We start from the raw sequence: 19,686 nt of genomic DNA, 5'->3' as shown, positions 1-19,686 counted from the left end.
ATGGCGTTCGCTACCGAATACCCCGTCCTGGCGCACTCGGAGTACCGCGCCGTCGACGACATCGTGCGCGTTGGCGGCGAGTTCGAGGTGGTCAGCCCGCATCAGCCCGCCGGCGATCAGCCGGCTGCCATCGAGGAACTGGAACGTCGCATTGCCGCGGGGGAGCGCGACGTCGTACTCCTCGGTGCCACCGGCACTGGCAAGTCGGCCACCACGGCATGGCTGATCGAACGTCTGCAGCGGCCCACCCTGGTCATGGCGCCCAACAAGACGCTCGCCGCGCAGTTGGCCAACGAGCTGCGGGAGATGTTGCCCAACAACGCCGTTGAATACTTCGTGTCCTACTACGACTACTACCAACCCGAGGCGTACATCGCGCAGACGGACACCTACATCGAGAAGGACAGCTCGATCAACGACGACGTGGAGCGGCTGCGGCACTCCGCGACGTCGAGTCTGCTGTCGCGGCGCGACGTCGTCGTGGTGGCGTCGGTGTCCTGCATCTACGGCCTCGGCACGCCGCAGTCCTACCTGGACCGGTCGGTTGAGCTCAAGGTCGGCGACGAGGTGCCGCGAGACGGGCTGCTGAGGCTGCTGGTCGACGTGCAGTACAACCGCAACGACATGGCGTTCACCAGGGGTTCGTTCCGGGTGCGTGGTGACACGGTCGAGATCATCCCGTCCTACGAGGAGCTCGCGGTGCGCATCGAGTACTTCGGCGATGAGATCGAGGCGCTGTACTACATGCATCCGCTGACCGGTGACGTGGTGCGCAAGGTCGACTCGTTGCGGGTCTTCCCCGCCACGCACTACGTGGCCGGTCCCGAGCGTATGGCGCACGCGATCTCGTCGATCGAGCAGGAGCTGGAGGATCGACTGGCCGAGCTCGAGGGGCAGGGAAAGCTGCTGGAGGCGCAGCGTCTGCGGATGCGCACCAATTACGACGTCGAGATGATGAAGCAGGTCGGGTTCTGCTCCGGGATCGAGAACTACTCGCGGCACATCGACGGCAGAGCGGCTGGGACGGCCCCCGCCACGCTGCTGGACTACTTCCCCGAGGACTTCCTGCTCGTCATCGACGAGTCGCACGTGACGGTGCCGCAGATCGGCGGCATGTACGAGGGCGACATGTCGCGTAAGCGCAATCTGGTGGACTTCGGGTTCCGACTGCCGTCTGCCGTCGACAACCGGCCGCTGACCTGGGAGGAGTTCGCCGACCGAATCGGTCAGACCGTCTATCTGTCCGCCACGCCCGGCTCCTTCGAGCTGAGTCAGGCCAGCGGTGAGTTCGTCGAACAGGTGATCCGGCCGACCGGGCTGGTCGATCCGAAGGTGGTGGTCAAGCCCACCAAGGGCCAGATCGACGACCTGATCGGGGAGATCCGCAAGCGCACGGAGGTCGACGAGCGCGTTCTGGTGACCACCCTGACCAAGAAGATGGCCGAGGACCTCACCGACTACCTGCTGGAGACGGGCATCCGGGTGCGCTACCTGCACTCAGAGGTCGACACGTTGCGCCGGGTCGAGCTGCTGCGGCAGCTGCGGCTGGGTGAGTACGACGTGCTGGTCGGCATCAACCTGTTGCGCGAGGGTCTCGACCTGCCCGAGGTGTCGCTGGTGTCGATTCTCGACGCCGACAAGGAGGGCTTCCTGCGATCGTCTCGCAGCCTGATCCAGACCATCGGCCGTGCGGCACGCAACGTGTCCGGCGAGGTGCACATGTACGCCGACCGGATGACCGACTCGATGCGTCAAGCCATCGACGAGACCGACCGTCGTCGAGCCAAGCAGGTGGCCTACAACGAGGCGCACGGCGTCGATCCGCAGCCGCTGCGGAAGAAGATCGCCGACATCCTCGACAAGGTTTACAGCGAGGCCGACGACACCGAGGCGACCATCGAGGTCGGCGGTTCGGGTCGCAACGCCTCGCGGGGCAGGCGCGCGCAGGGGGAGCCGGGCCGGGCGATCAGCGGCGGGGTGTTCGAGGGCCGCGACACCAAGAGCATGCCGCGCGCCGAGCTTGCCGACCTGATCAAGGACCTGACCGCACAGATGATGACGGCGGCGCGGGACTTGCAGTTCGAGCTGGCGGCCCGATTCCGCGACGAGATCGCCGACCTCAAGAAGGAACTCCGCGGCATGGATGCCGCAGGGCTCAAGTAGTTCGAGTGGGCCGAACTTGACCTCAACCGCCGTTGAGCTCATACGGTGATGCGCGTGACTCAGACTGATGCGGTGCCGATCGCGGGGTGGCGGGACCTCCTCGGCCCGAAGTATCTGGGTGCCTGCACCGTGCTGGCGGGTGGCGTCGCGCTGTATGCCACCAACGAGTTCCTCACCATCAGTCTGCTGCCGAGTGCGGTCGCCGAGATCGGTGGCCAGCGGCTCTACGCCTGGGTGACCACGGTTTACCTGGTCGCCTCTGTGGTCGCGGCCACGACGGTGAGCGCGACGCTCGCCCGGCTGGGTCCGCGGTGGTCGTACCTCGCAAGCCTTGGTGTGTTCGGAGCGGGCAGCGTGCTGGCCACGTTCGCCCCGAACATGGAGTTGCTGTTGGTCGGCCGCACCGTGCAGGGTGCGGGCGGCGGTGTCCTCGCCGGGTTGGGCTATGCGGTGATCAACTCCGCTCTGCCGCAATCGTTGTGGACGAAGGCGTCGGCCCTCGTCTCGGCGATGTGGGGCGTCGGCACCATCGTCGGTCCCGCCGCGGGCGGCTTGTTCTCCCAATTCGGTTCGTGGCGTTGGGCATTCGGTGCTCTCGCCATTCTGACCGTGGCCATGGCGATCCTGGTGCCGTTCGCTCTGCCGGGACGCCAGCCCGGCGCCGAGCCGCCACCGCCAAGCCGAATCCCCGTCTGGTCATTGCTTCTGCTCGGCACCGCGGCGCTGGCGATCAGCGTGGCGGGCATCCTTCGCAATCTAGGTTTCACCGTGGCCCTGCTGGTCGCCGGCGTCGTCCTGGTACTGGCCTTCCTCGTGGTGGATCGCCGGACGTCGGCGTCGGTGTTGCCGCCTACCGCGTTTCGGCCAGGACCACTGAAGTGGATCTATGTGACCCTCGGGTTGCTGATGGCCGCCACGATGGCCGACATGTACGTGCCGCTGTTCGGCCAGCGCCTGGCACACCTGGTGCCGGTGGCGGCGGGATTCCTCGGAGCGGCCCTGGCGGTCGGGTGGACGCTGGGTGAGATCGCGAGTGCATCGGTGACCAAGCAGCGGGTGGTCGTCGCCATGGTCGTGGTGGCGCCCGTCGTGATGGCCTGCGGGCTCGGTTTGGCGGCGCTCTCTCAGATCGAGGACGCACCGATTGGCGTAGTCGCCGTATGGGCGTTGGCGTTGTCGACCACGGGAATTGGCATCGGGATGGCGTGGCCCCACCTGTCGGCGTGGGCGATGGGCTGCGTCGACGACCCCGCCGAGGGAGGCACGGCTGCCGCGGCGATCAACACCGTCCAGCTGATCTGTGGCGCCTTCGGTGCGGGGTTGGCCGGCGTGGTGTTCAACCTGAACGACCACGGCGACGCGGCGGCGGCGCGGTGGCTGTTCGCGATCTTCGCCGTGCTCGCGGTGCTCGGCACGTTCGCCTCCTACCGCGCCACCCGAGCCCAGGCGTGATCAGTCGGGATCTTCGTCGAGTTGACGGATCGAGGTGATGCCGTCGATCGCAGCAAGTACGGCGGGTGCATTGAGAATCGCCCTGCCCGACAAGGTGAGCAGCACACCCGACTGATCTGGCTCGGCGCCGAGCGGCTCGCCCGGCGGATCTGCGGCCAGCTCGGCGAGGATCCACTGCCGACGCTCGCACGCCTGCAGCAGCGCGGTCATCACGCCGCGCCCCTCGGCGTAGGTGACGTGCAATCGGACCGAACCGCTCAGCCTGGACGCCAGGCGTCGGGCGATCGGCATGAAGCCAAGGACGATGAGGAAGTGCATCGCGGTGACCGTGCACGCGAGCAGTACCAGTCCCGACCCGGCGGCCATGCCGATCGCCGCCGACTCCCAGACCGACGCCGCCGTCGTCAGGCCGTGCACCGAGCCGCGGCGGAAGATGATGATGCCTGCGCCGAGAAAGCCGATGCCCGTGACGATCTGGGCGGCGACGCGGGACGGGTCGACGATCACCAGGCCCGGCACCAAAACGTCGGCGAACCCGTACTTGCTGACCAACAGGATCAACGCCGAGGCCGTGCCGACGATGGTCTGGGTGCGCAGGCCTGCGCTCTTGCCCTGGATCTCGCGCTCGATCCCGATGAGCGCGGTCAGCCCGAAGGCGATGAACAACTCGATGATCTGCCGGGTGCCCTGACCCGGGCCGCCGAAGAACGCCGGATCGGCGAGCCACTGATGCATGGGTAAGAAGTTATCGCGAATATCGCGTCGTGCGATGACTGTTCGGCGTCCGGCGAGTCAACACATGGGAGAACAGTTTTCGAGAGGAGAGTCGCATGACCGCATTCCCGGACGTCGCCACCCGTGAGGACTGGCTGGTCGAACGCCGCAGACTGCTGGCCCGCGAGCGCGAGGTCACCCATCTGCGTGACGCCGTCAACGCCGAGCGCCGCAGGTTGCCGATGGTGAAGGTGAAGGACTACGTGTTCGACGGCCCCGACGGTGAGGTGCGGCTGCTCGACCTGTTCGAAGGCAGGCCGCAGCTCTACGTGCACCACTTCATGTGGATCGACGACGGCGACCGCGGGTGTCCCAGTTGCACCGCTGCCGCGGATCTGACGTTCACCGAAGGGGACCGGACGCTGCTCAACGCCAGGGGAGTCACGTTGGCGTGCGTGTCCCGCGCGCCATACGCCAGCATTGCCCGGTACCGCGACGAGCACGGCTGGACGTTTCCGTGGTACTCGTCGCGCGACGGCGACTTCACCTACGACTTCCACGCCACGCTCGATCCGGCCCGCGCCCCCGTCGAATACAACTACAAGGCACTCGACGAACTACGTGCCGACGGCTGGACCGACGACGACCTCAAGGGCGACATGCCCGGTGCCAGTGTCTTCCTGCGGCGCGACGACGAGGTGTTCCACACCTACTCGGCGTACTCCCGCGGGCTGGACCATTCCGCGGTCGGCTATCCGTTCCTGGACCTCACCCCGTACGGCAGGCAGGAGAGCTGGGAGGACTCCCCGGAAGGCTGGCCACGCGACGGCGTTGCCGCCGGAGTTCCGCTGCAGTAGCGATCACGTGGAGTGAAAACCTGGCCGGATGCGGGCCGCACTGGCAATGTCATGGGCAACGCGGGTGTGGCTGAATGGCTAGGCACCGGCCTGCAAAGCCGTTTACACGGGTTCGATTCCCGTCACTCGCTCCACTTTCGCCTCTGATTGGATCGTTAATCAGTCGATCTAATCAGCGGCGATTGACGCTCTGTGGACGTGCCGCTGAGTTTGTCGCGGTAAATGCGTTCGGCTGCAATCCCTTCGCCGGTCAGCGCGCCGGGCTGTTGGTCTAGCGACTGGTGGCCGGTGCTGACGCGGGCATACCCGAGGAGCTGGCCGACCGCGGTCGACGTGGTCGAGGTCATCGGCGGCCCGCAGCCCGCAGTTCGGCGAGGCTGCGATACCCGAAGTTTCGCAACTCCAGGAGTTCGGCGTCACTGGCCGCCTGCACGTCGCGGAGGCAGCGGTAGCCCCCGCGGACCAGCGCGCAGGCGGTGCGGAGGGTGAACTGCTCGAAGTCGGCTGGGATCGGGGGCAACTCTTGACCTTCACTCATGCATCCATCGTACGCCCGAGTTCATCGAATTCTGTTTTACTGCAACGGGTGTCGGCGGTTTGCCCGCACCGCGCTTCGTTCGCCCTTCGGTTGCAATTAGCCGGTCGGTCACGCTCACCACACGCCTCATGGGCTGGCATTCGGCGCACCACCTGGCGGGTTGTCCCGATGCCGGGCCGATGTCCGGTGCGAACGCCTGCCAGTAGGTGTCCATCGTGGCCAGCACCCTCGTCACGGGCTAAGACTGCAATCACTTGCACGAGAAGTCGTCGGACGGATTCGAGAATAACTCAGTGTCTTGTAAGCAAACTTATTATATTTGCCAGCGAACACACAAATTCTCGATTCCGAAGGGGGCTAAAAATGTCTAATCGCAGCATCTGTCGAGGTAAGGCGCAGAAACGAGGGGCACATTTCTTGGCGACGGCGGCGGCTGTCGGTGGGGCGGGGATGGTGCTGGCTGCGCCTGGCGCGGCGTTGCTGGCCAATCCGGGTGAGGTGCACGCCTCGCCGTTGGGGGGGTTATTTGGGTGTGCCGTCGGTGCCCCACCGGTCGGTGGCTGCAATGCAGAGCCCGAGAGCGCGCCGTTCGTGATCGGTCTTGGCCTCCAGAGTGCTTCGCTCGTACCGAGTTTCGGGTCCGCGTTCGATGCTGCGGATCCATTTCTTGATCTAGCCGGTGGCATTCCGATCCTCAACATCTTCATCGGCAACGGTGCTGACGGTACGGTCTTCAATCCCAACGGCAGCAACGGTGGGTTGCTGATTGGTAGCGGTGGCGCTGGTTACAGCCCCACTACGGCGGGGACCGCCGGCGGCAACGGCGGCAACGCGGGTTTCTTCATCGGACATGGCGGCAGTGGCGGCACCGGTGCCAATGGTGATGCCACCCATGCGGGCGGTGATGGTGGTAGCGGCGGCAACGGCGCGACGTTCATCGGCAACGGCGGAAGCGGCGGCAACGGCGGACTTGGTGGTGCGGGCAATCCGGGCCAGAACCCCACCACCGGTGACACCGCAGGAACCGATCCCACCACCGGCAACGGGATCAACGGCGCCGGCTTCCAAAACGGCGGCCAAGGAGCGCAGGGCACCAGTTCCGCGGTCCCCGGTGGTGTCGGCGGTAACGGCGGTCCCGGCGGCGGCAGCGCCGGTGACGGCGGACCCGGCTTCGCGGGAACGGACATCGACGGTGCCAGCAACGGGGGCGCCGGGGGCAATGCCCTTGCCGGAGGCGGCAACGGCGGCAACGGCGGTCAGGGCGGAGACGACCTGAGCGAGGTGCCCGCGGCCGACGGCTACGACGGCGGCCTAGGCGGCAACGGCGCTACCGGTGTGGGCGGTGACGGCGGTACGGCAGGCGGCAACGGCGGTGCAGGCGGCAACGGCGGCTTCCTCAGCGGCACCGGCGGCAACGGCGGAACTGGCGGCAAGGGCGGCACCGGCGGCACCGGCGCGGTCGGCGGCAATGGCGGCGGCGGCGGCGCGGGTGGCCAGGGCAGCGAGGATGGCGATGACTCCGATGGCGACGGCAGCAACGTCGACAACGGGGTCGGTGGTGCCGGCGGCAGCGGTGCGTTCGGTGGAACCGGCGGCCCTGGCGGCAGCGGCGGTAACGGTGGCGCAGCGGGTACGGGCGGCTCGGGAAGTGGCACGGTCGGTGCAGGCGGTAGTGGCGGTGACGCGGGCAAGGGTGGCACCGGCGGCACGGGCGGAACCGGAGGCATCAGCCCGACACCGGAGAAGAGCGGTGCCGACGGTGCCGGCGGCCAGGGTGGTACCGGCGGCACCGGCGGTAAGGGCGGCACCAGCGGTGCGGGCACGGCCGGCGATGCAGGCAAGAAAGGCGACGCCGGCGGCGGAGCGTCCGGCGCCAGCGGCGGCGGAGGCGGTACCGCAGGCAGCGGCGGCGCAGGCGGCGGCGCCCCCTAGCAGCTGCGAACGGAGGTCCCGGGAACGTCGACAACGACGCTCCCGGGACCTCTGCTTTCCGTCACGATTCAAAACTGGTGCCTGGGAACCTCTTTCATGGTCGACAATGCGCCGTACCGATCCCGCTCAGGTCAAGGGCGCGAACGCCTCGGCCAGCGCGCGATAGGAGTCGAGGCGCGCAGAGCCCTTGGCGAGGCCGAAGTCAGGAACGATGACCTCGTCCACCCCCTCGTCGCGCCACACCGCGGCGGCCTCGGCGATGCGCGCTGGTGGTCCGTACACCGTTGGCTGGGGCGAACTCTCGGCAATCGACTTCGCCTTCGACTCGGCCTCGGGCGAATCGGTGACGATGACGACGGCCTGCGTCGAACGCCACACCGTGGCAGGATCGCGCCCCTCCTTCTCGCATGCGGCATCGAGGAGGACCGACGTCTTGCCGAATTCGACAGGCGCCGACCAGTGATTCCACTGCTGCGCGTAGCGCGCCACCAGCCGCAGCATCCGTGGACCGGAGGCGCCGACCAACAGCGGCAGGGGGGACTGCACGGGCTTCGGCTCGCACACGGCGTCGGTCAGCTGGTAGTACTTCCCATCGAAGGTCGTCGTCGGCGCGCTGAGCAGCCCCGTGATCACCGCGAGCCCCTCGGCGAAGCGGTCGACCCGCTCCCGCGGCGGCCCGAGCTCCAAGCCGTACTGCTCGTGCTCGTTGATCTGCCAGCCCGCGCCGATTCCCAGAGTGAGCCGGCCCGCGCTGACGTGATCGACGGTGGACGCCCAGTTGGCCAGTACTGCGGGATGACGGTAGGTCATCGAAAGGACCAGGTTGGCCAGCCGGATCCGGGACGTGGCGCCGGCCAACGCGGCAAGTGCCGCGGTTCCCTCCAGCGCGTCGTGCGGACCGTCGCCGTTCGCCATGAAGTGGTCGGCGATGTAGGCGGTGTGCCAGAAGTCCTCGTCGGCGTACCGCGTCAATTCGAGGACATCGTTCCAGGGCTGGGCGTGAGAGGCCCATACGGAGAATCGCACGCCGCCAGTGTAGGGATGCACCCTGGCAGGAGACGAAAACACGTGGGCAGGGTGTTCTTTGCACGAGGGTTCCTGCACGAGGAGCCACCACGTTGCCTACCGTTGCAGGGTGACGACCGAACCCGGACCGATGCCCGTCAGATCCGTTGATCAGACGCGGTTGCGCGAATCCCTGACCCGGCGGTTGCATCGCCGATCGGTGGTCACCGGGCAGATCACCTTGCCCGCTGCGCCGGGCATGATCGACGAGTACGTGACCATGTGCGAGAACATCTTTGCGGACGTGGGCCGACGCTTCACCACCGAGCAGCTCGCTCATGTCAGGTCGGTGCTGGAAGGCCAGTTGGCCGAGGCGTACGCGGCCTCCCCGCGTTCGACCATCGTCCTCTCGTACAACGCTCCCATCGGCACCGTCCTCAACTACCACGTCAAAGCCGAATGGCTGAAGGTCGAGGGTGCCTACGAGAACTGGATCGGCTCGCGTCAGCCACCGCTGTTCGGAACCGAACCAGACGCCAGGGTGTGGGCGTTGGCGAACGAGGCAGCCGATCCCACGACGCATCGGGTGCTCGACATCGGCGGAGGAACCGGGCGCAATGCCCTGGCCCTTGCCCGGCGCGGCCACCCTGTCGACGTGGTGGAGCTGACACCGAAGTTCGCCGACATGATCCGCGCCGATGCCGAACGCGACGGGCTCGACGTGCGCGTGATCCAGCGTGACGTCTTCACCACCATCGACGATCTGCGCCGCGACTATCGGCTGATCCTGCTCTCCGAGGTGGTGTCCGACTTCCGGAACTCCGAGCAGCTCCGCGGCATCTTCGAACTCGCCACCCAGTGCCTGGCCGCAGGCGGTCGTTTGGTGTTCAACGCCTTCCTGGCGCGCCCCGGCTATCTACCCGATTCCGGGGCCCGTGAACTCGGACAGCAGTGCTACACGAGCATCTTCACACAAGATGAGCTGGCGGCTGCGGCAGCCGGATTGCCTCTACGCCTGATCGCCGACGATTCCGTCTACGAGTACGAGCACGCTCACCTGCCCCAGGGCGCGTGGCCGCCGACGAGCTGGTACGCCGACTGGGTCAGCGGCCTCGACGTCTTCGATCTGCCTCGTGAGGAATGCCCCGTCGACATGCGCTGGCTGGTGTACCAGAAACCGACCTGGTAGCCGACTACCCGCTTGGGCTTGGCGCTGCACTTGGCGGTGGCGGGCCGGCGGGCGGAGGACCAGCCAAACGCGGCGCAAGGAAGGTCCCGAGCTGACCGAGGAGGGCGCCGGGAGACGTGGTTGGCTGCTCACAACCCTGCGAGCAGTCGGTGAGCTGCCACGGTTGGCAATCCCTCGTGGTGAAGGTGGTGTCGGTCGGGTCGATCTGCACGACCTGCGGTTTCTTGGTCATCGCGTTGTCGACGACGCCATCGCCGTTGGACCGCTTCCAGGAGCAGACAGCATCCGTGACCGGTCCGGCCGAGGTGTAGGTGCCCGGTGCGATGTCGGTGCCCACCTTGAACGTGCCGTTGGCGTCGATCATGGTCTTCGCTGCGGGTCCAGGCGCGGGTCCGGGCGCGGGAGCCGGATCGGCGTGGGCGGCTCCGGCTGCCCAGAAGCCGGCGACGGTCAGCGCGGCAGCCACCGCCCTTGCCTTCGTTGCCTTCGTGGACCTCATGGCAGCCCAGTTTAGACGACCTAACCACCGGGTGCGAAAACGCTGCGGCATGATGCCCGGGTGACTTCCGGATCGCCGTCGCTGGCCGACGTCATCGCCACGTTGCACGTCGACCAGATCGACGACGACTGCTTCGTGGCCACCCAGCTGGACAACCCGGCGCACCACATCGTCGGCGGCCACCTCGCGGGTCAGGCCCTGATGGCGGCGAGCCGCACCGCGCCGGGGCGGACACCGCACAGCGTGCACGTGTACTACCTGCGGGCAGGCGACGCCCGGCGTCCCGTGGACTTCCACGTCGCTCGGGCCCGCGACGGCGGCACGCTGTCCACCCGACAGGTCACCGCCCGACAGGACGGCGAGGTGCTGCTCGAGGCGCTGGCGTCGTTCAGCACCCCCGTCGACGGCCTCGATCACCAGACGCCGATGGCCGATGTGCCCCAACCGGAGTCGTTGCCACCCGTGCAGGACCAACTCGCGGCATACGCCGACGAGCTTCACGGCCACTGGGTCCGGCCGCAGCCGTTCGAGCTGTGCTACGTCGACCCGCCGCCCCGGCTGGCCGTTGAGCTGCCCGAGCCGTCGCCGCGAATCCGGATGTGGTGGCGGCCAACCGAACCCGTGCCCGACGACGGGGCGTTGCACAGTTGTCTGCTGACTTATCTGACGGGCACCACGATGCTGGAGACGGCGATCGCCATGCGGCGGGCCACGCCGGTGACGACCTTCAACGCGCTGATCGACCATGCCCTGTGGTTTCACCGGCCGGTCGACCTGTCGGACTGGGTGCTCTCGGATCAGGTGTCGCCAAGCGGAGCCCACGGCCGCGGACTGGCGAGCGCCACCATGCACAACCGCGCGGGCCAGCTGGTCTGCATCGCCACCCAGGAGTTGTACTTCGGCCGCGCGCAGGCGGGCTAGGCGTCACCGCGTCGATCGGGTGACCTGGGCGAAGCTGAACTGCCAGCGCTCGACGATGTGGAAGCCGAGCCGCTGCGGCACCTGGTACGCGGGTGCTCGGCTCATCCGCGGACCAGGATCGAGGGGCTGCGCCGCCTCGTGGTCGGGCAGTGTCTTGTCGCGGTCGGAGACCGTCCACAGCACCGTGCAGCGCTGCACCTGATCTGCCACTGCCCAGATGGCAATGTGCGCGTCCCACAGTCGATTCCGGTCCGCGGCGCGCTTGCCCCGACCCGGATCGATCAGCTTCTCGTATGCTCCAGGCCGTGCCGCGGTCAGTGGCCGGACCGGGCCGGGCAACCAGGTCACGGTGTTGTCCAGAACGAGGCAGTCGCCCGGCGCCGCCCGTTCGGTGATCAGATCCGCGATCTGGCTGAAGTCCATGCCCTCCTTGGCATATGGGCCGCGCTGCTTGAACAGATAGTTGGGCGTGGCGGCCAGTGCCAGGACGGCGATCACCGCGGTGACCCGGTCCCTGCTTCGGAAGAGCGCAGTGATGCAGACCGCCAACAGCAGTGCTGCGGCAGGGGAGGTGTAACACAGATACCTCGGGTGGTAGATCGGCTCGGCGACGGCCGAATACACCACCAGCACCAGTGTCGGCAGCACCATCCACGCGGCACAGATCGCGGCGAGGCATCGGGTTCCGTTGTCCAGCAAGGTAAACCGACGCAGCGCGATGGTCGACACCAGCAGTACGCAGGCGGTAAGGGCGAACGCGGCGCTCAGGTCGAAGTACTGCTCGTAGACGATCTCCAGCAGCGTTCCCGGCGACAGCGCCGAAATCCAGCGGACCTGGGCGATCTGGGTGCGGCCGAACAGCGCGAACGGAGCCAACGCGACCATGGCCGCCGCACACCAGCCGGCCCACCAGTAGACCGTCGAGCGCCGCTGCGCAGTTCTCGCCACCGCAACGGCGTGAGGCAGCACGATCAGGATGACGAAGACGTTCAACACCGTCGAGCCGATCAACGCAAGCGCGTAGCCCGCCCATGTCCAGGTTCGGTCCCGCCGCGCGCTCGAGACCGCAAGAACGGTCAGCCAGACCGCGCACGCCGTCGCCAATGCGTAGGGGCGGGCCTCGATGCCGGCCCACGTCACCCTCGGCAGAATCGAGAACACGATGCCGGCAGCCACCGCGACGGTGCGACCGGAGAACTGGCGCCCCAACACCACGACGCCGGCCGCAGCCACGCCGACCGCAAGGCAGCTGGGCAGTCGCGTCCAGAACTCGGTGGCGGGGAAGACGGTGAACCACCCGTGCATGAACAGGTAGTACAGCCCGTGCACCGCGTCGACGTTGCCAAGCATGCGCCACAGCTCCGGTATCGAGCGCGTCCCTGCCGAGATCGTTGCCGCCTCGTCGAACCAGAGCGACGGTCGTGCCGCACCCGCCGCACTCACCACGATCGCGAAAACCGCCACCACGACGGGGTCGAACCCGCCTGCCGTCGCCCTGCGGGTCGGCTGAAGGCCTTCGAGGGTGTCCTGTCTCAGGGACAGTTCCACGGCTGCCTGTGTCGGGTCATCAGCCGACTGAACTGTCATCCCTCCGTTTGATACCGGTAAGAACGGTGTCCAGCAACTCGAGCGCTCGGCGGACGCGCTGGTCGATGACGTGCTGTGGCATCGCTACTCGTTCTCCGACAGCGGCTTTGCCGTCGAGGCGAGCGAAACCCTCTAGCCTCGAACGCGATCGCGAGGCGGGTAAACCGTTGGCATGACGCAGGTCACGTCGGCTGCGGCGGTGCGACCCCGTCGGCACCTGGCGACATGGGTAGGTTTCGTCACGACGTCGCGATGCTGGTGGGCCGCCGGGCTAGCATCATTGCCGGTAGAAGGCATGAGGCCGGTCAAACCGAGCGAACGCGTGTCGACGAATCGACCCCCCGTCCGGCGGGTGACACGTTAGTGTCTCGAATGGCGTTGCAAACGACTCTGGGAGGGCATGCATGAGCGGCTATCAGACCGTGGTGGTAGGCACGGACGGTTCGGATTCGTCGCTGCGCGCGGTCGACCGGGCCGGCGCGATCGCCGCCGGGTCGGGCGCCAAGGTGATCGTGGCGACGGCGTACTTCCCTCAGAGTGAGGACCAGCGCGCGGCCGACGTCCTCAAGGACGAGGGCTACAAGATGTCCGGCAATGCCCCGATCTACGCGATCCTTCGTGAGGCCAGGGATCGTGCCAAGGCTGCAGGCGCAGGCGACGTCGAGGAGAAGGCCATCGTCGGCGCTCCCGTCGATGCCCTGGTCGACTTGGCCAGCGAGGTCAATGCCGATCTGCTCGTGGTCGGAAACGTCGGCCTGAGCACGATTGCCGGCCGCCTGCTCGGCTCGGTGCCCGCAAACGTGGCGCGTCGCTCCAAGACCGACGTCCTGATCGTCCACACCTCCTGACGCAAGGGCGGGGCTACCAGCCGCGCTCGCTCCACTCGCGCAGATGCGGACGCTCGGCACCCAGCGTGGTGTCGTCGCCGTGGCCGGGATACACCACGGTTGAATCCGGGAAGACGTCGAACACCTTGGTGGTCACATCGCCCAACAACCGCTCGAAGTCGCCGTCCCTCCAGGTCTTGCCGACCCCGCCGGTGAACAGGCAGTCGCCGGTGAACAGGTGGACCGCGTCGCCCGCGGCAGCTCCGCTGAGAGCGAGAGCGACGGATCCCTCGGTATGCCCTTGCAGGTGAATGACGTCGAAGCTCAGCTCGCCGATCTCAATGGTGTCGCCGTTGGCGAGGATCCGATCCGGCTTGACCGGAAGGGGTTCGGCGTCGAGTCGGTGCGCGGCGGTCGGTGCACCGGTGGCCTTGACGACCCCGGCCAGCGCCTGCCAATGATCGGGGTGCTGGTGGCTGGTGACGATCAGCGACAGTTTGGGCGCGTTGCGCTCGATGAGGTCGAGCAGGGCGGCCGCGTCGTTGGCCGCGTCGATGAGTAGGGTCTCGCCGGTTTGGGAACAGGTGATCAGGTAGGCGTTGTTGTTCATCGGGCCTACGGATGTCTTCACGATCGACGCTCCTGGCAGCGTGCGGCGTGCGGCGCCGCCTGGTTCGAGGTGGCCTGTGTAGTCGTCGGCGACTGTAGTCATGTCAGCCACGGTATCGGGCTCGGCTCGGACTTGTCGGTGGGTGGACATAACATGGTCGACGGACGGCTTTCTGCGGGTCGGAGAGCGTATGGGACCGGGAAAGGGATCAGTTGGCAGACCGCCTGATCATCAAGGGTGCACGCGAGCACAATCTGAGGAGCATCGATCTTGATCTGCCGCGCGATGCGCTGATCGTCTTCACCGGCCTGTCCGGCTCGGGCAAGTCGTCGTTGGCATTCGACACCATCTTCGCCGAGGGGCAGCGCCGCTACGTGGAGTCGCTGTCGGCCTATGCCCGGCAGTTCCTCGGCCAGATGGACAAACCCGACGTCGACTTCATCGAGGGCCTTTCGCCCGCAGTGTCGATCGATCAGAAGTCCACCAACCGCAACCCCCGCTCCACCGTCGGCACCATCACCGAGGTCTACGACTACCTCCGTCTGCTCTACGCGCGGGCAGGCACCGCGCACTGCCCGGTCTGCGGCGAGCGCATCGCCAAGCAGACCCCGCAGCAGATCGTCGATCAGGTGCTCGCGATGGACGAGGGCATCCGTTTTCAGGTGCTCGCTCCGGTCGTGCGGACCCGCAAGGGCGAGTTCGCCGACCTCTTCGACAAGCTGAACTCGCAGGGCTACAGCAGGGTTCGGGTGGACGGTGTCGTCCATCCGCTCACCGACCCGCCGAAGCTGAAGAAGCAGGAGAAGCACGACATCGAGGTGGTCGTCGACCGCCTTACGGTGAAGGCCACCGCCAAGCAGCGCCTGACCGACTCGGTGGAGACGGCACTCGGCCTGGCCGACGGCATCGTCGTGCTCGAATTCGTCGACGAGGTCGCGGGTGCGGGACATCGTGAGCAGCGGTTCTCCGAGAAGCTCGCCTGCCCCAACGGCCACGCACTCGCGGTGGACGACCTCGAGCCGCGATCCTTCTCGTTCAACTCGCCCTACGGCGCGTGCCCCGAGTGCACCGGCCTCGGCATCCGCAAGGAGGTCGATCCCGAACTGGTCGTGCCCGACCCCGACCTGACGCTCGCCGAGGGCGCCATCGCGCCATGGGCGATGGGGCACACGGCCGAGTACTTCACCCGCATGCTGTCCGGCCTCGGCGAGGCGTTGGGCTTCGACGTCGACACACCGTGGCGCAAGCTCCCGATCAAGGCCCGCAAGTCGATCCTCGAGGGCTGCGACGAGCAGGTGCACGTCAAGTACAAGAACCGCTACGGCCGTACCCGGTCCTACTACGCGGACTTCGAGGGCGTGATGGCGTTCCTGCAGCGCCGAATGGAGCAGACCGAGTCCGAGCAGATGAAGGAACGCTACGACGGCTTCATGCGCGACGTGCCGTGCCCGGTCTGCCAGGGCACCCGGCTCAAGCCCGAGATCCTGGCCGTCACGCTGGCCGCAGGCAGATACGGCGACATGTCCATCGCGCAGGTCTGCGAGCTGTCCATCGCCGACTGCTCGGACTTCCTCAACGCGCTCACCCTGGGCCACCGCGAACAGGCGATCGCCGGTCAGGTGCTCAAGGAGGTGCAGTCCCGGCTCGGCTTCCTGCTCGACGTCGGGCTCGACTACCTGAGCCTGTCCAGGGCGGCAGGCACGCTGTCCGGCGGTGAGGCGCAACGCATTCGGCTCGCCACCCAGATCGGGTCGGGTCTCGTCGGCGTGTTGTACGTGCTCGACGAACCGTCGATCGGCCTGCATCAGCGCGACAACCGCAGGCTGATCGAGACCTTGGTCCGGCTCCGCGACCTGGGCAATACGCTCATCGTCGTCGAGCACGACCTCGACACCATCGCGCATGCCGATTGGGTGGTCGACATCGGCCCGGCCGCCGGTGAGCACGGCGGCCGCATCGTGCACAGCGGCACCTACGCCGATCTGCTCAACAATCCTGAATCCATCACCGGCGCCTACCTTTCCGGCAAGGAGAGCATCGAGGTCCCTGCGATCAGGCGGCCCGTCGACCGCAAGCGTCAGCTGACCGTCATCGGCGCCCGCGAGCACAATCTGCGCGAGATCGACGTGGCCTTCCCGCTGGGCGTCCTGACCGCCGTCACGGGCGTCTCGGGTTCGGGCAAGTCGACGCTGGTGAACGACATCCTGGCGTCCGTGCTGGCCAACAAGCTCAACGGCGCCCGCCAGGTGCCGGGCAGGCACACCAGGATCAACGGACTCGAGCAGGTGGACAAGTTGGTCCGCGTCGACCAGTCGCCGATCGGCCGCACCCCGCGCTCCAATCCGGCCACCTACACCGGGGTGTTCGACAAGATCCGGACGTTGTTCGCAGCCACCACCGAGGCCAAGGTGCGGGGCTATCAGCCGGGGCGGTTCTCGTTCAACGTCAAGGGCGGTCGCTGCGAAGCCTGTTCCGGCGACGGCACCATCAAGATCGAGATGAACTTCCTGCCCGACGTCTACGTGCCTTGCGAGGTGTGTCACGGCGCCCGGTACAACCGGGAGACCCTCGAAGTGCACTACAAGGGCAAGACCATCTCCGAGGTGCTCGACCTGTCGATCGAGGAGGCAGCCGAGTTCTTCGAGCCGATCACGTCGATCCACCGCTACCTCAAGACCCTTGTCGAGGTCGGCCTCGGCTACGTGCGGCTCGGCCAGCCGGCGCCCACGCTCTCCGGCGGCGAGGCGCAACGCGTCAAGCTGGCCTCGGAGTTGCAGAAGCGCTCGACCGGGCGCACCGTCTACATCCTCGACGAACCGACCACGGGACTGCACTTCGACGACATCCGCAAGCTGCTCAAGGTCATCAACGGCCTGGTGGACAAGGGCAACACGGTGATCGTCATCGAGCACAACCTCGACGTGATCAAGACGTCCGACTGGATCGTCGACATGGGTCCGGAGGGCGGCGGCGGTGGTGGCACGGTCGTCACGGCAGGCACGCCGGAAGACGTCGCCGACGACCCGAGCAGCTACACCGGGAAGTTCCTCGCCGAGATGCTCGGCGCGCCCGTACCGAAGCGGAAGCGGCGCAAGGTCAGCGCCTGATCTAGGCCTTCGACAGTGGTGACGGGAAGCGCGGGTTGATCCGCACGCCGCCCAGCCAGTCGGTCAGCTCGTCGGCCTTGCGCGCCAATGCCTTCGACGCCTTGGCGCCGACGTTCTCGAGCAGTTGCAGGACGACGCGCCCGTCGGCGTCCTGACGCCACCCGCCGACGACGCGCCCGTTGAACCATCCGGTCGGTCCGGCGTTGCCGTTGGTGTCGAACACTTGGCCGCGGTGCTCGCCGAGGTACCAGTCGCGGTCCTGCCAGCCCATCGTGGTGACGTCGAGGCAGGGGAGCAGCGCGCACCACGGCTCGACGTCGGGTTCGGGTTCGAGGTCGTCCGGCAGTGCGACGCCGGGCGTGCCGTGCAGATCCACCTCGACGGCGCCGACGTCGCGCAGTCCGTCCCTGGCCCAGGTCAGGGTGTTGCCGAACCACCATTTCACGTCGTTGACCGTGGCAGGCCCAAATGCATGCAGCCACGCCCGGATCACCAGCGCGCGAGCGGCTTCGGCCGCCGTCGGATCCCCGGCCGCACCCAGCCAGGCCGACGCCGAGGCCCACCGCGGGCGCGACGTGGTCCAGGTGCCATCGTTGGGGCCGCGGACGAGAAATCCTTCGACCGCGAGCACGGTCAGGACCCGTGGCGCGACGGGAGTGGCTCCGCCCCAACGCTTTCCGGGTGCGGGATCGTGGTCGCCCGCCAGCTCCGGAAGGGCTGTGCGCAGTTCTCGGGCGCTGGTGGGGCCGTGCTCGTGGACGTGGGCCAGGACGGCCTTCGACGCGCGGCCGAGCCACTCCTCACCGTCGTCGGCGATACCGGACTTCTGGACGTCGGCGATCAGGCGTTTGCGCTCGTTGGCGGCGACGCGGTCGCTGGCCGCGGCCTGCACCGCGGTGAGATCGCCTGCGGTCAGCACCCACAGCGTCCGCCGCATCGCGAGATGCTTGAGCACCGAGCGGTCCCGATAGAGCGCGGCTTCCAGATCACCGACCTCGAAGCCGGGCATTCGCGCCCAGAGCGACAGGTAGGGCGTTGTCGGGTCGGTGGCATGCAGGCCGACCAGCTGGGAGGCGACATCGGCGATGGACCCGGCGCCGGGCTCGGTGGTCAGCAGGTGGCGGCGCGCCAGTCTGGCCCGCCGCTCGTCGACGGTGAAGGAGCGCACTGCTCAGGTTTGGCCGGACTCGGGGTCGCGCATGGATGCGCGGATCTGTTCGAGACGTTCGGCGGCCGCGCGCTGGCGGGCGTCGTACTGCTCCTCGACGGTGCGGCCCTCCGGGGTCTCGGCGGCGAGTTCCGTGGCACCGATCGCGGTGCCGTAACGGGTCTCGATCTTCTCCCGCACGGAGTCGAACGTCGGTACACCGGCCGCGGTGTAGCCGGTATCGAGGGTTTGCGTGGGAGGCAGGGGCACTGGCACGGGCTCTGGGGCGGGCAGGGGAGCCACGGGCGCCGGATCGGGCGGCACTTCGTCGACGTCGACGACGTCGTCGCCCCCGACTACCTCGTCGGGCGCTCCGTCGTCGGGCGTTGAATCGGACACAGGCTCACCGTACCTCCGCTCAATAGTTGGGATCGGTAGCGATTCGGCCCGTCTGTACTCGTATCACGACGGCGCCATCGGGGCGACGCGTTGAAGCGAAGGAAATGTCAATGGGAACTTCACGGAATCGGGTTCTGGCTGCTGGGATCGGCCTCGTTGCCGCCGCCGCCGTACTGGTCGGCTGCTCCGACGACAAGGGCACCACCCCGGCGGCATCGAGCAAACCGGCCGCAAGTGGCGGCGGGACCTCACAGGTGAGCACGGGCGGCAACACCGAGGTCAAGGTGGAGGGCCAGGATCTGGCAGGCCTCGACGCCAGCACCGTGACCTGCGTCAAGCAGGCAGGCAAGATCAACGTCGCGAGCGGATCCGCCACCGGCGGACTCGGCGTCGTGATGACCGACGAGGCGACCCCCAAGGTCGAGTCGCTCGGTCTGACCGTTGACGGAAACGCGCTGGCGGTCTCGTCGATGGGTGGCATGAACACCGGATCCGCCGACGTCAAGGTCGACGGAAGCACCTACACCATCACGGGTGAGGCGGCTGGTGCCGACATGAAGAACCCGATGGCGGGGATGATCACGAAGAAGTTCGAGATCAAGGTGACTTGCAACTGACCGGTCTGACCCGGGGCGGGGGGGGGGGGGGGGGGGGGGGGGGCCCCCCCGGCGGGGGGGAGCCAGATTAGTATGAACCGGAGGGGGGAGCGGAGGGGGCGGGGGCGGGGCCCCCCGCGGCG

17 protein-coding genes, 1 tRNA gene and 1 pseudogene are annotated in these 19,686 nt (G+C 67.5%); 10 read left to right on the top strand and 9 right to left on the bottom strand.

The window, feature by feature from the left end; translation table 11 throughout:
• Together uvrB and HNP02_RS00310 are read left to right on the top strand one after the other, a co-directional pair.
• On the top strand, positions 1 to 2,163 hold the full coding sequence (gene uvrB / locus HNP02_RS00315; RefSeq protein WP_184432857.1) for an excinuclease ABC subunit UvrB: 2,163 nt from the start codon (positions 1 to 3) through the stop codon (positions 2,161 to 2,163).
• Between the two features lie 48 nt (positions 2,164 to 2,211).
• Positions 2,212 to 3,615, top strand: coding sequence for an MFS transporter (locus HNP02_RS00310; RefSeq protein ID WP_184432854.1), 1,404 nt, complete (start codon positions 2,212 to 2,214; stop codon positions 3,613 to 3,615).
• Here the strand turns inward: HNP02_RS00310 and HNP02_RS00305 are convergent, their stop codons facing one another.
• Positions 3,616 to 4,350, bottom strand: coding sequence for an MgtC/SapB family protein (locus HNP02_RS00305; RefSeq protein ID WP_184432851.1), 735 nt, complete (start codon positions 4,348 to 4,350; stop codon positions 3,616 to 3,618). It lies immediately after the preceding gene.
• Positions 4,351 to 4,445: 95 nt separating this feature from the next.
• Here HNP02_RS00305 and HNP02_RS00300 point away from each other — a divergent pair, with 95 nt between their 5' ends.
• Positions 4,446 to 5,186 (top strand): DUF899 family protein, encoded by a 741-nt coding sequence (locus HNP02_RS00300; RefSeq protein ID WP_184432848.1) that lies wholly within the window; start codon positions 4,446 to 4,448, stop codon positions 5,184 to 5,186.
• Positions 5,187 to 5,246: 60 nt separating this feature from the next.
• Positions 5,247 to 5,320, top strand: a tRNA-Cys gene (locus HNP02_RS00295).
• Between the two features lie 42 nt (positions 5,321 to 5,362).
• On the opposite strand, the pseudogene HNP02_RS00290 reads toward HNP02_RS00295, so the two are convergent.
• Both HNP02_RS00290 and HNP02_RS00285 read right to left on the bottom strand, forming a co-directional pair.
• Positions 5,363 to 5,533, bottom strand: a pseudogene (locus HNP02_RS00290) (recombinase family protein); the annotation flags it as partial.
• Entirely contained in the window at positions 5,530 to 5,724 is a 195-nt protein-coding gene (locus tag HNP02_RS00285) for a DNA-directed RNA polymerase subunit alpha C-terminal domain-containing protein (RefSeq protein WP_184432844.1), read from the bottom strand. The pseudogene HNP02_RS00290 and the gene HNP02_RS00285, both read right to left, overlap by 4 nt.
• Before the next feature lie 417 nt (positions 5,725 to 6,141).
• On the opposite strand from HNP02_RS00285, the gene HNP02_RS43530 reads away from it, so the two are divergent.
• Positions 6,142 to 7,656 carry a PGRS repeat-containing protein gene (locus HNP02_RS43530; protein ID WP_184432842.1) on the top strand — a complete coding sequence of 505 codons (1,515 nt, stop codon included), beginning with the start codon at positions 6,142 to 6,144 and terminating at the stop codon, positions 7,654 to 7,656.
• A 126-nt stretch (positions 7,657 to 7,782) separates the two neighbouring features.
• On the opposite strand, the gene HNP02_RS00275 is transcribed toward HNP02_RS43530, so the two are convergent.
• Complete coding sequence (locus HNP02_RS00275; protein WP_184432838.1) at positions 7,783 to 8,682, bottom strand: LLM class flavin-dependent oxidoreductase; 900 nt, start codon at positions 8,680 to 8,682, stop codon at positions 7,783 to 7,785.
• A 130-nt stretch (positions 8,683 to 8,812) separates the two neighbouring features.
• On the opposite strand from HNP02_RS00275, the gene HNP02_RS00270 reads away from it, so the two are divergent.
• Positions 8,813 to 9,850 (top strand): bifunctional 2-polyprenyl-6-hydroxyphenol methylase/3-demethylubiquinol 3-O-methyltransferase UbiG, encoded by a 1,038-nt coding sequence (locus HNP02_RS00270; RefSeq protein WP_184434780.1) that lies wholly within the window; start codon positions 8,813 to 8,815, stop codon positions 9,848 to 9,850.
• A gap of 4 nt (positions 9,851 to 9,854) precedes the next feature.
• Here HNP02_RS00270 and HNP02_RS00265 read toward each other — a convergent pair whose 3' ends face one another.
• Positions 9,855 to 10,349 carry a hypothetical protein gene (locus HNP02_RS00265; protein ID WP_184432835.1) on the bottom strand — a complete coding sequence of 165 codons (495 nt, stop codon included), beginning with the start codon at positions 10,347 to 10,349 and terminating at the stop codon, positions 9,855 to 9,857.
• A 60-nt stretch (positions 10,350 to 10,409) separates the two neighbouring features.
• Between HNP02_RS00265 and HNP02_RS00260 the strand changes: the two genes are divergently transcribed.
• A complete protein-coding gene (locus HNP02_RS00260; RefSeq protein WP_184432832.1) occupies positions 10,410 to 11,270 on the top strand; it encodes an acyl-CoA thioesterase domain-containing protein in 861 nt (286 codons plus the stop codon).
• A 3-nt stretch (positions 11,271 to 11,273) separates the two neighbouring features.
• Here HNP02_RS00260 and HNP02_RS00255 read toward each other — a convergent pair whose 3' ends face one another.
• On the bottom strand, positions 11,274 to 12,857 hold the full coding sequence (locus HNP02_RS00255) for a glycosyltransferase family 39 protein (protein ID WP_184432829.1): 1,584 nt from the start codon (positions 12,855 to 12,857) through the stop codon (positions 11,274 to 11,276).
• A 404-nt stretch (positions 12,858 to 13,261) separates the two neighbouring features.
• On the opposite strand from HNP02_RS00255, the gene HNP02_RS00250 reads away from it, so the two are divergent.
• The gene (locus HNP02_RS00250; protein WP_184432826.1) at positions 13,262 to 13,705 is read left to right on the top strand and encodes a universal stress protein; all 444 of its coding nucleotides are present in this window, start codon (positions 13,262 to 13,264) and stop codon (positions 13,703 to 13,705) included.
• 13 nt (positions 13,706 to 13,718) lie between these two features.
• Here the strand turns inward: HNP02_RS00250 and HNP02_RS00245 are convergent, their stop codons facing one another.
• Positions 13,719 to 14,396, bottom strand: a complete 678-nt coding sequence (locus HNP02_RS00245; protein WP_184432823.1) for an MBL fold metallo-hydrolase — start codon at positions 14,394 to 14,396, stop codon at positions 13,719 to 13,721.
• A gap of 110 nt (positions 14,397 to 14,506) precedes the next feature.
• Here HNP02_RS00245 and uvrA point away from each other — a divergent pair, with 110 nt between their 5' ends.
• A complete protein-coding gene (gene uvrA, locus HNP02_RS00240; RefSeq protein WP_184432820.1) occupies positions 14,507 to 17,401 on the top strand; it encodes an excinuclease ABC subunit UvrA in 2,895 nt (964 codons plus the stop codon).
• A 1-nt stretch (position 17,402) separates the two neighbouring features.
• On the opposite strand, the gene HNP02_RS00235 is transcribed toward uvrA, so the two are convergent.
• Positions 17,403 to 18,569 carry a winged helix DNA-binding domain-containing protein gene (locus HNP02_RS00235; RefSeq protein ID WP_184432817.1) on the bottom strand — a complete coding sequence of 389 codons (1,167 nt, stop codon included), beginning with the start codon at positions 18,567 to 18,569 and terminating at the stop codon, positions 17,403 to 17,405.
• 3 nt (positions 18,570 to 18,572) lie between these two features.
• Positions 18,573 to 18,842: a hypothetical protein gene (locus tag HNP02_RS00230; protein ID WP_255506127.1), complete on the bottom strand. Its 270-nt coding sequence runs from the start codon at positions 18,840 to 18,842 to the stop codon at positions 18,573 to 18,575.
• A 215-nt stretch (positions 18,843 to 19,057) separates the two neighbouring features.
• Between HNP02_RS00230 and HNP02_RS00225 the strand changes: the two genes are divergently transcribed.
• Positions 19,058 to 19,564, top strand: a complete 507-nt coding sequence (locus tag HNP02_RS00225) for a lipoprotein LpqH (RefSeq protein ID WP_255506074.1) — start codon at positions 19,058 to 19,060, stop codon at positions 19,562 to 19,564.
• The last annotated feature ends 122 nt before the right edge of the window (positions 19,565 to 19,686 follow it).

The sequence above is a fragment of the Mycobacterium sp. AZCC_0083 genome, from assembly GCF_014202335.1.
Taxonomy (GTDB): Bacteria; Actinomycetota; Actinomycetes; order Mycobacteriales; family Mycobacteriaceae; genus Mycobacterium.
The sequence above is the reverse complement of the archived record's forward strand: the minus strand, read 5'-3'. Positions and strand labels throughout refer to the sequence as shown.

Coding starts and splice junctions, on each gene's coding strand:
- uvrB (WP_184432857.1), top strand. CDS start 1: ATGGCGTTCGCTACCGAATACCCCGTCCTGGCGCACTCGGAGTACCGC.
- HNP02_RS00310 (WP_184432854.1), top strand. CDS start 2,212: ATGCGCGTGACTCAGACTGATGCGGTGCCGATCGCGGGGTGGCGGGAC.
- HNP02_RS00305 (WP_184432851.1), bottom strand. CDS start 4,350: ATGCATCAGTGGCTCGCCGATCCGGCGTTCTTCGGCGGCCCGGGTCAG.
- HNP02_RS00300 (WP_184432848.1), top strand. CDS start 4,446: ATGACCGCATTCCCGGACGTCGCCACCCGTGAGGACTGGCTGGTCGAA.
- HNP02_RS00285 (WP_184432844.1), bottom strand. CDS start 5,724: ATGAGTGAAGGTCAAGAGTTGCCCCCGATCCCAGCCGACTTCGAGCAG.
- HNP02_RS00270 (WP_184434780.1), top strand. CDS start 8,813: ATGCCCGTCAGATCCGTTGATCAGACGCGGTTGCGCGAATCCCTGACC.
- HNP02_RS00265 (WP_184432835.1), bottom strand. CDS start 10,349: ATGAGGTCCACGAAGGCAACGAAGGCAAGGGCGGTGGCTGCCGCGCTG.
- HNP02_RS00255 (WP_184432829.1), bottom strand. CDS start 12,857: ATGACAGTTCAGTCGGCTGATGACCCGACACAGGCAGCCGTGGAACTG.
- HNP02_RS00250 (WP_184432826.1), top strand. CDS start 13,262: ATGAGCGGCTATCAGACCGTGGTGGTAGGCACGGACGGTTCGGATTCG.
- HNP02_RS00245 (WP_184432823.1), bottom strand. CDS start 14,396: ATGACTACAGTCGCCGACGACTACACAGGCCACCTCGAACCAGGCGGC.
- HNP02_RS00225 (WP_255506074.1), top strand. CDS start 19,058: ATGGGAACTTCACGGAATCGGGTTCTGGCTGCTGGGATCGGCCTCGTT.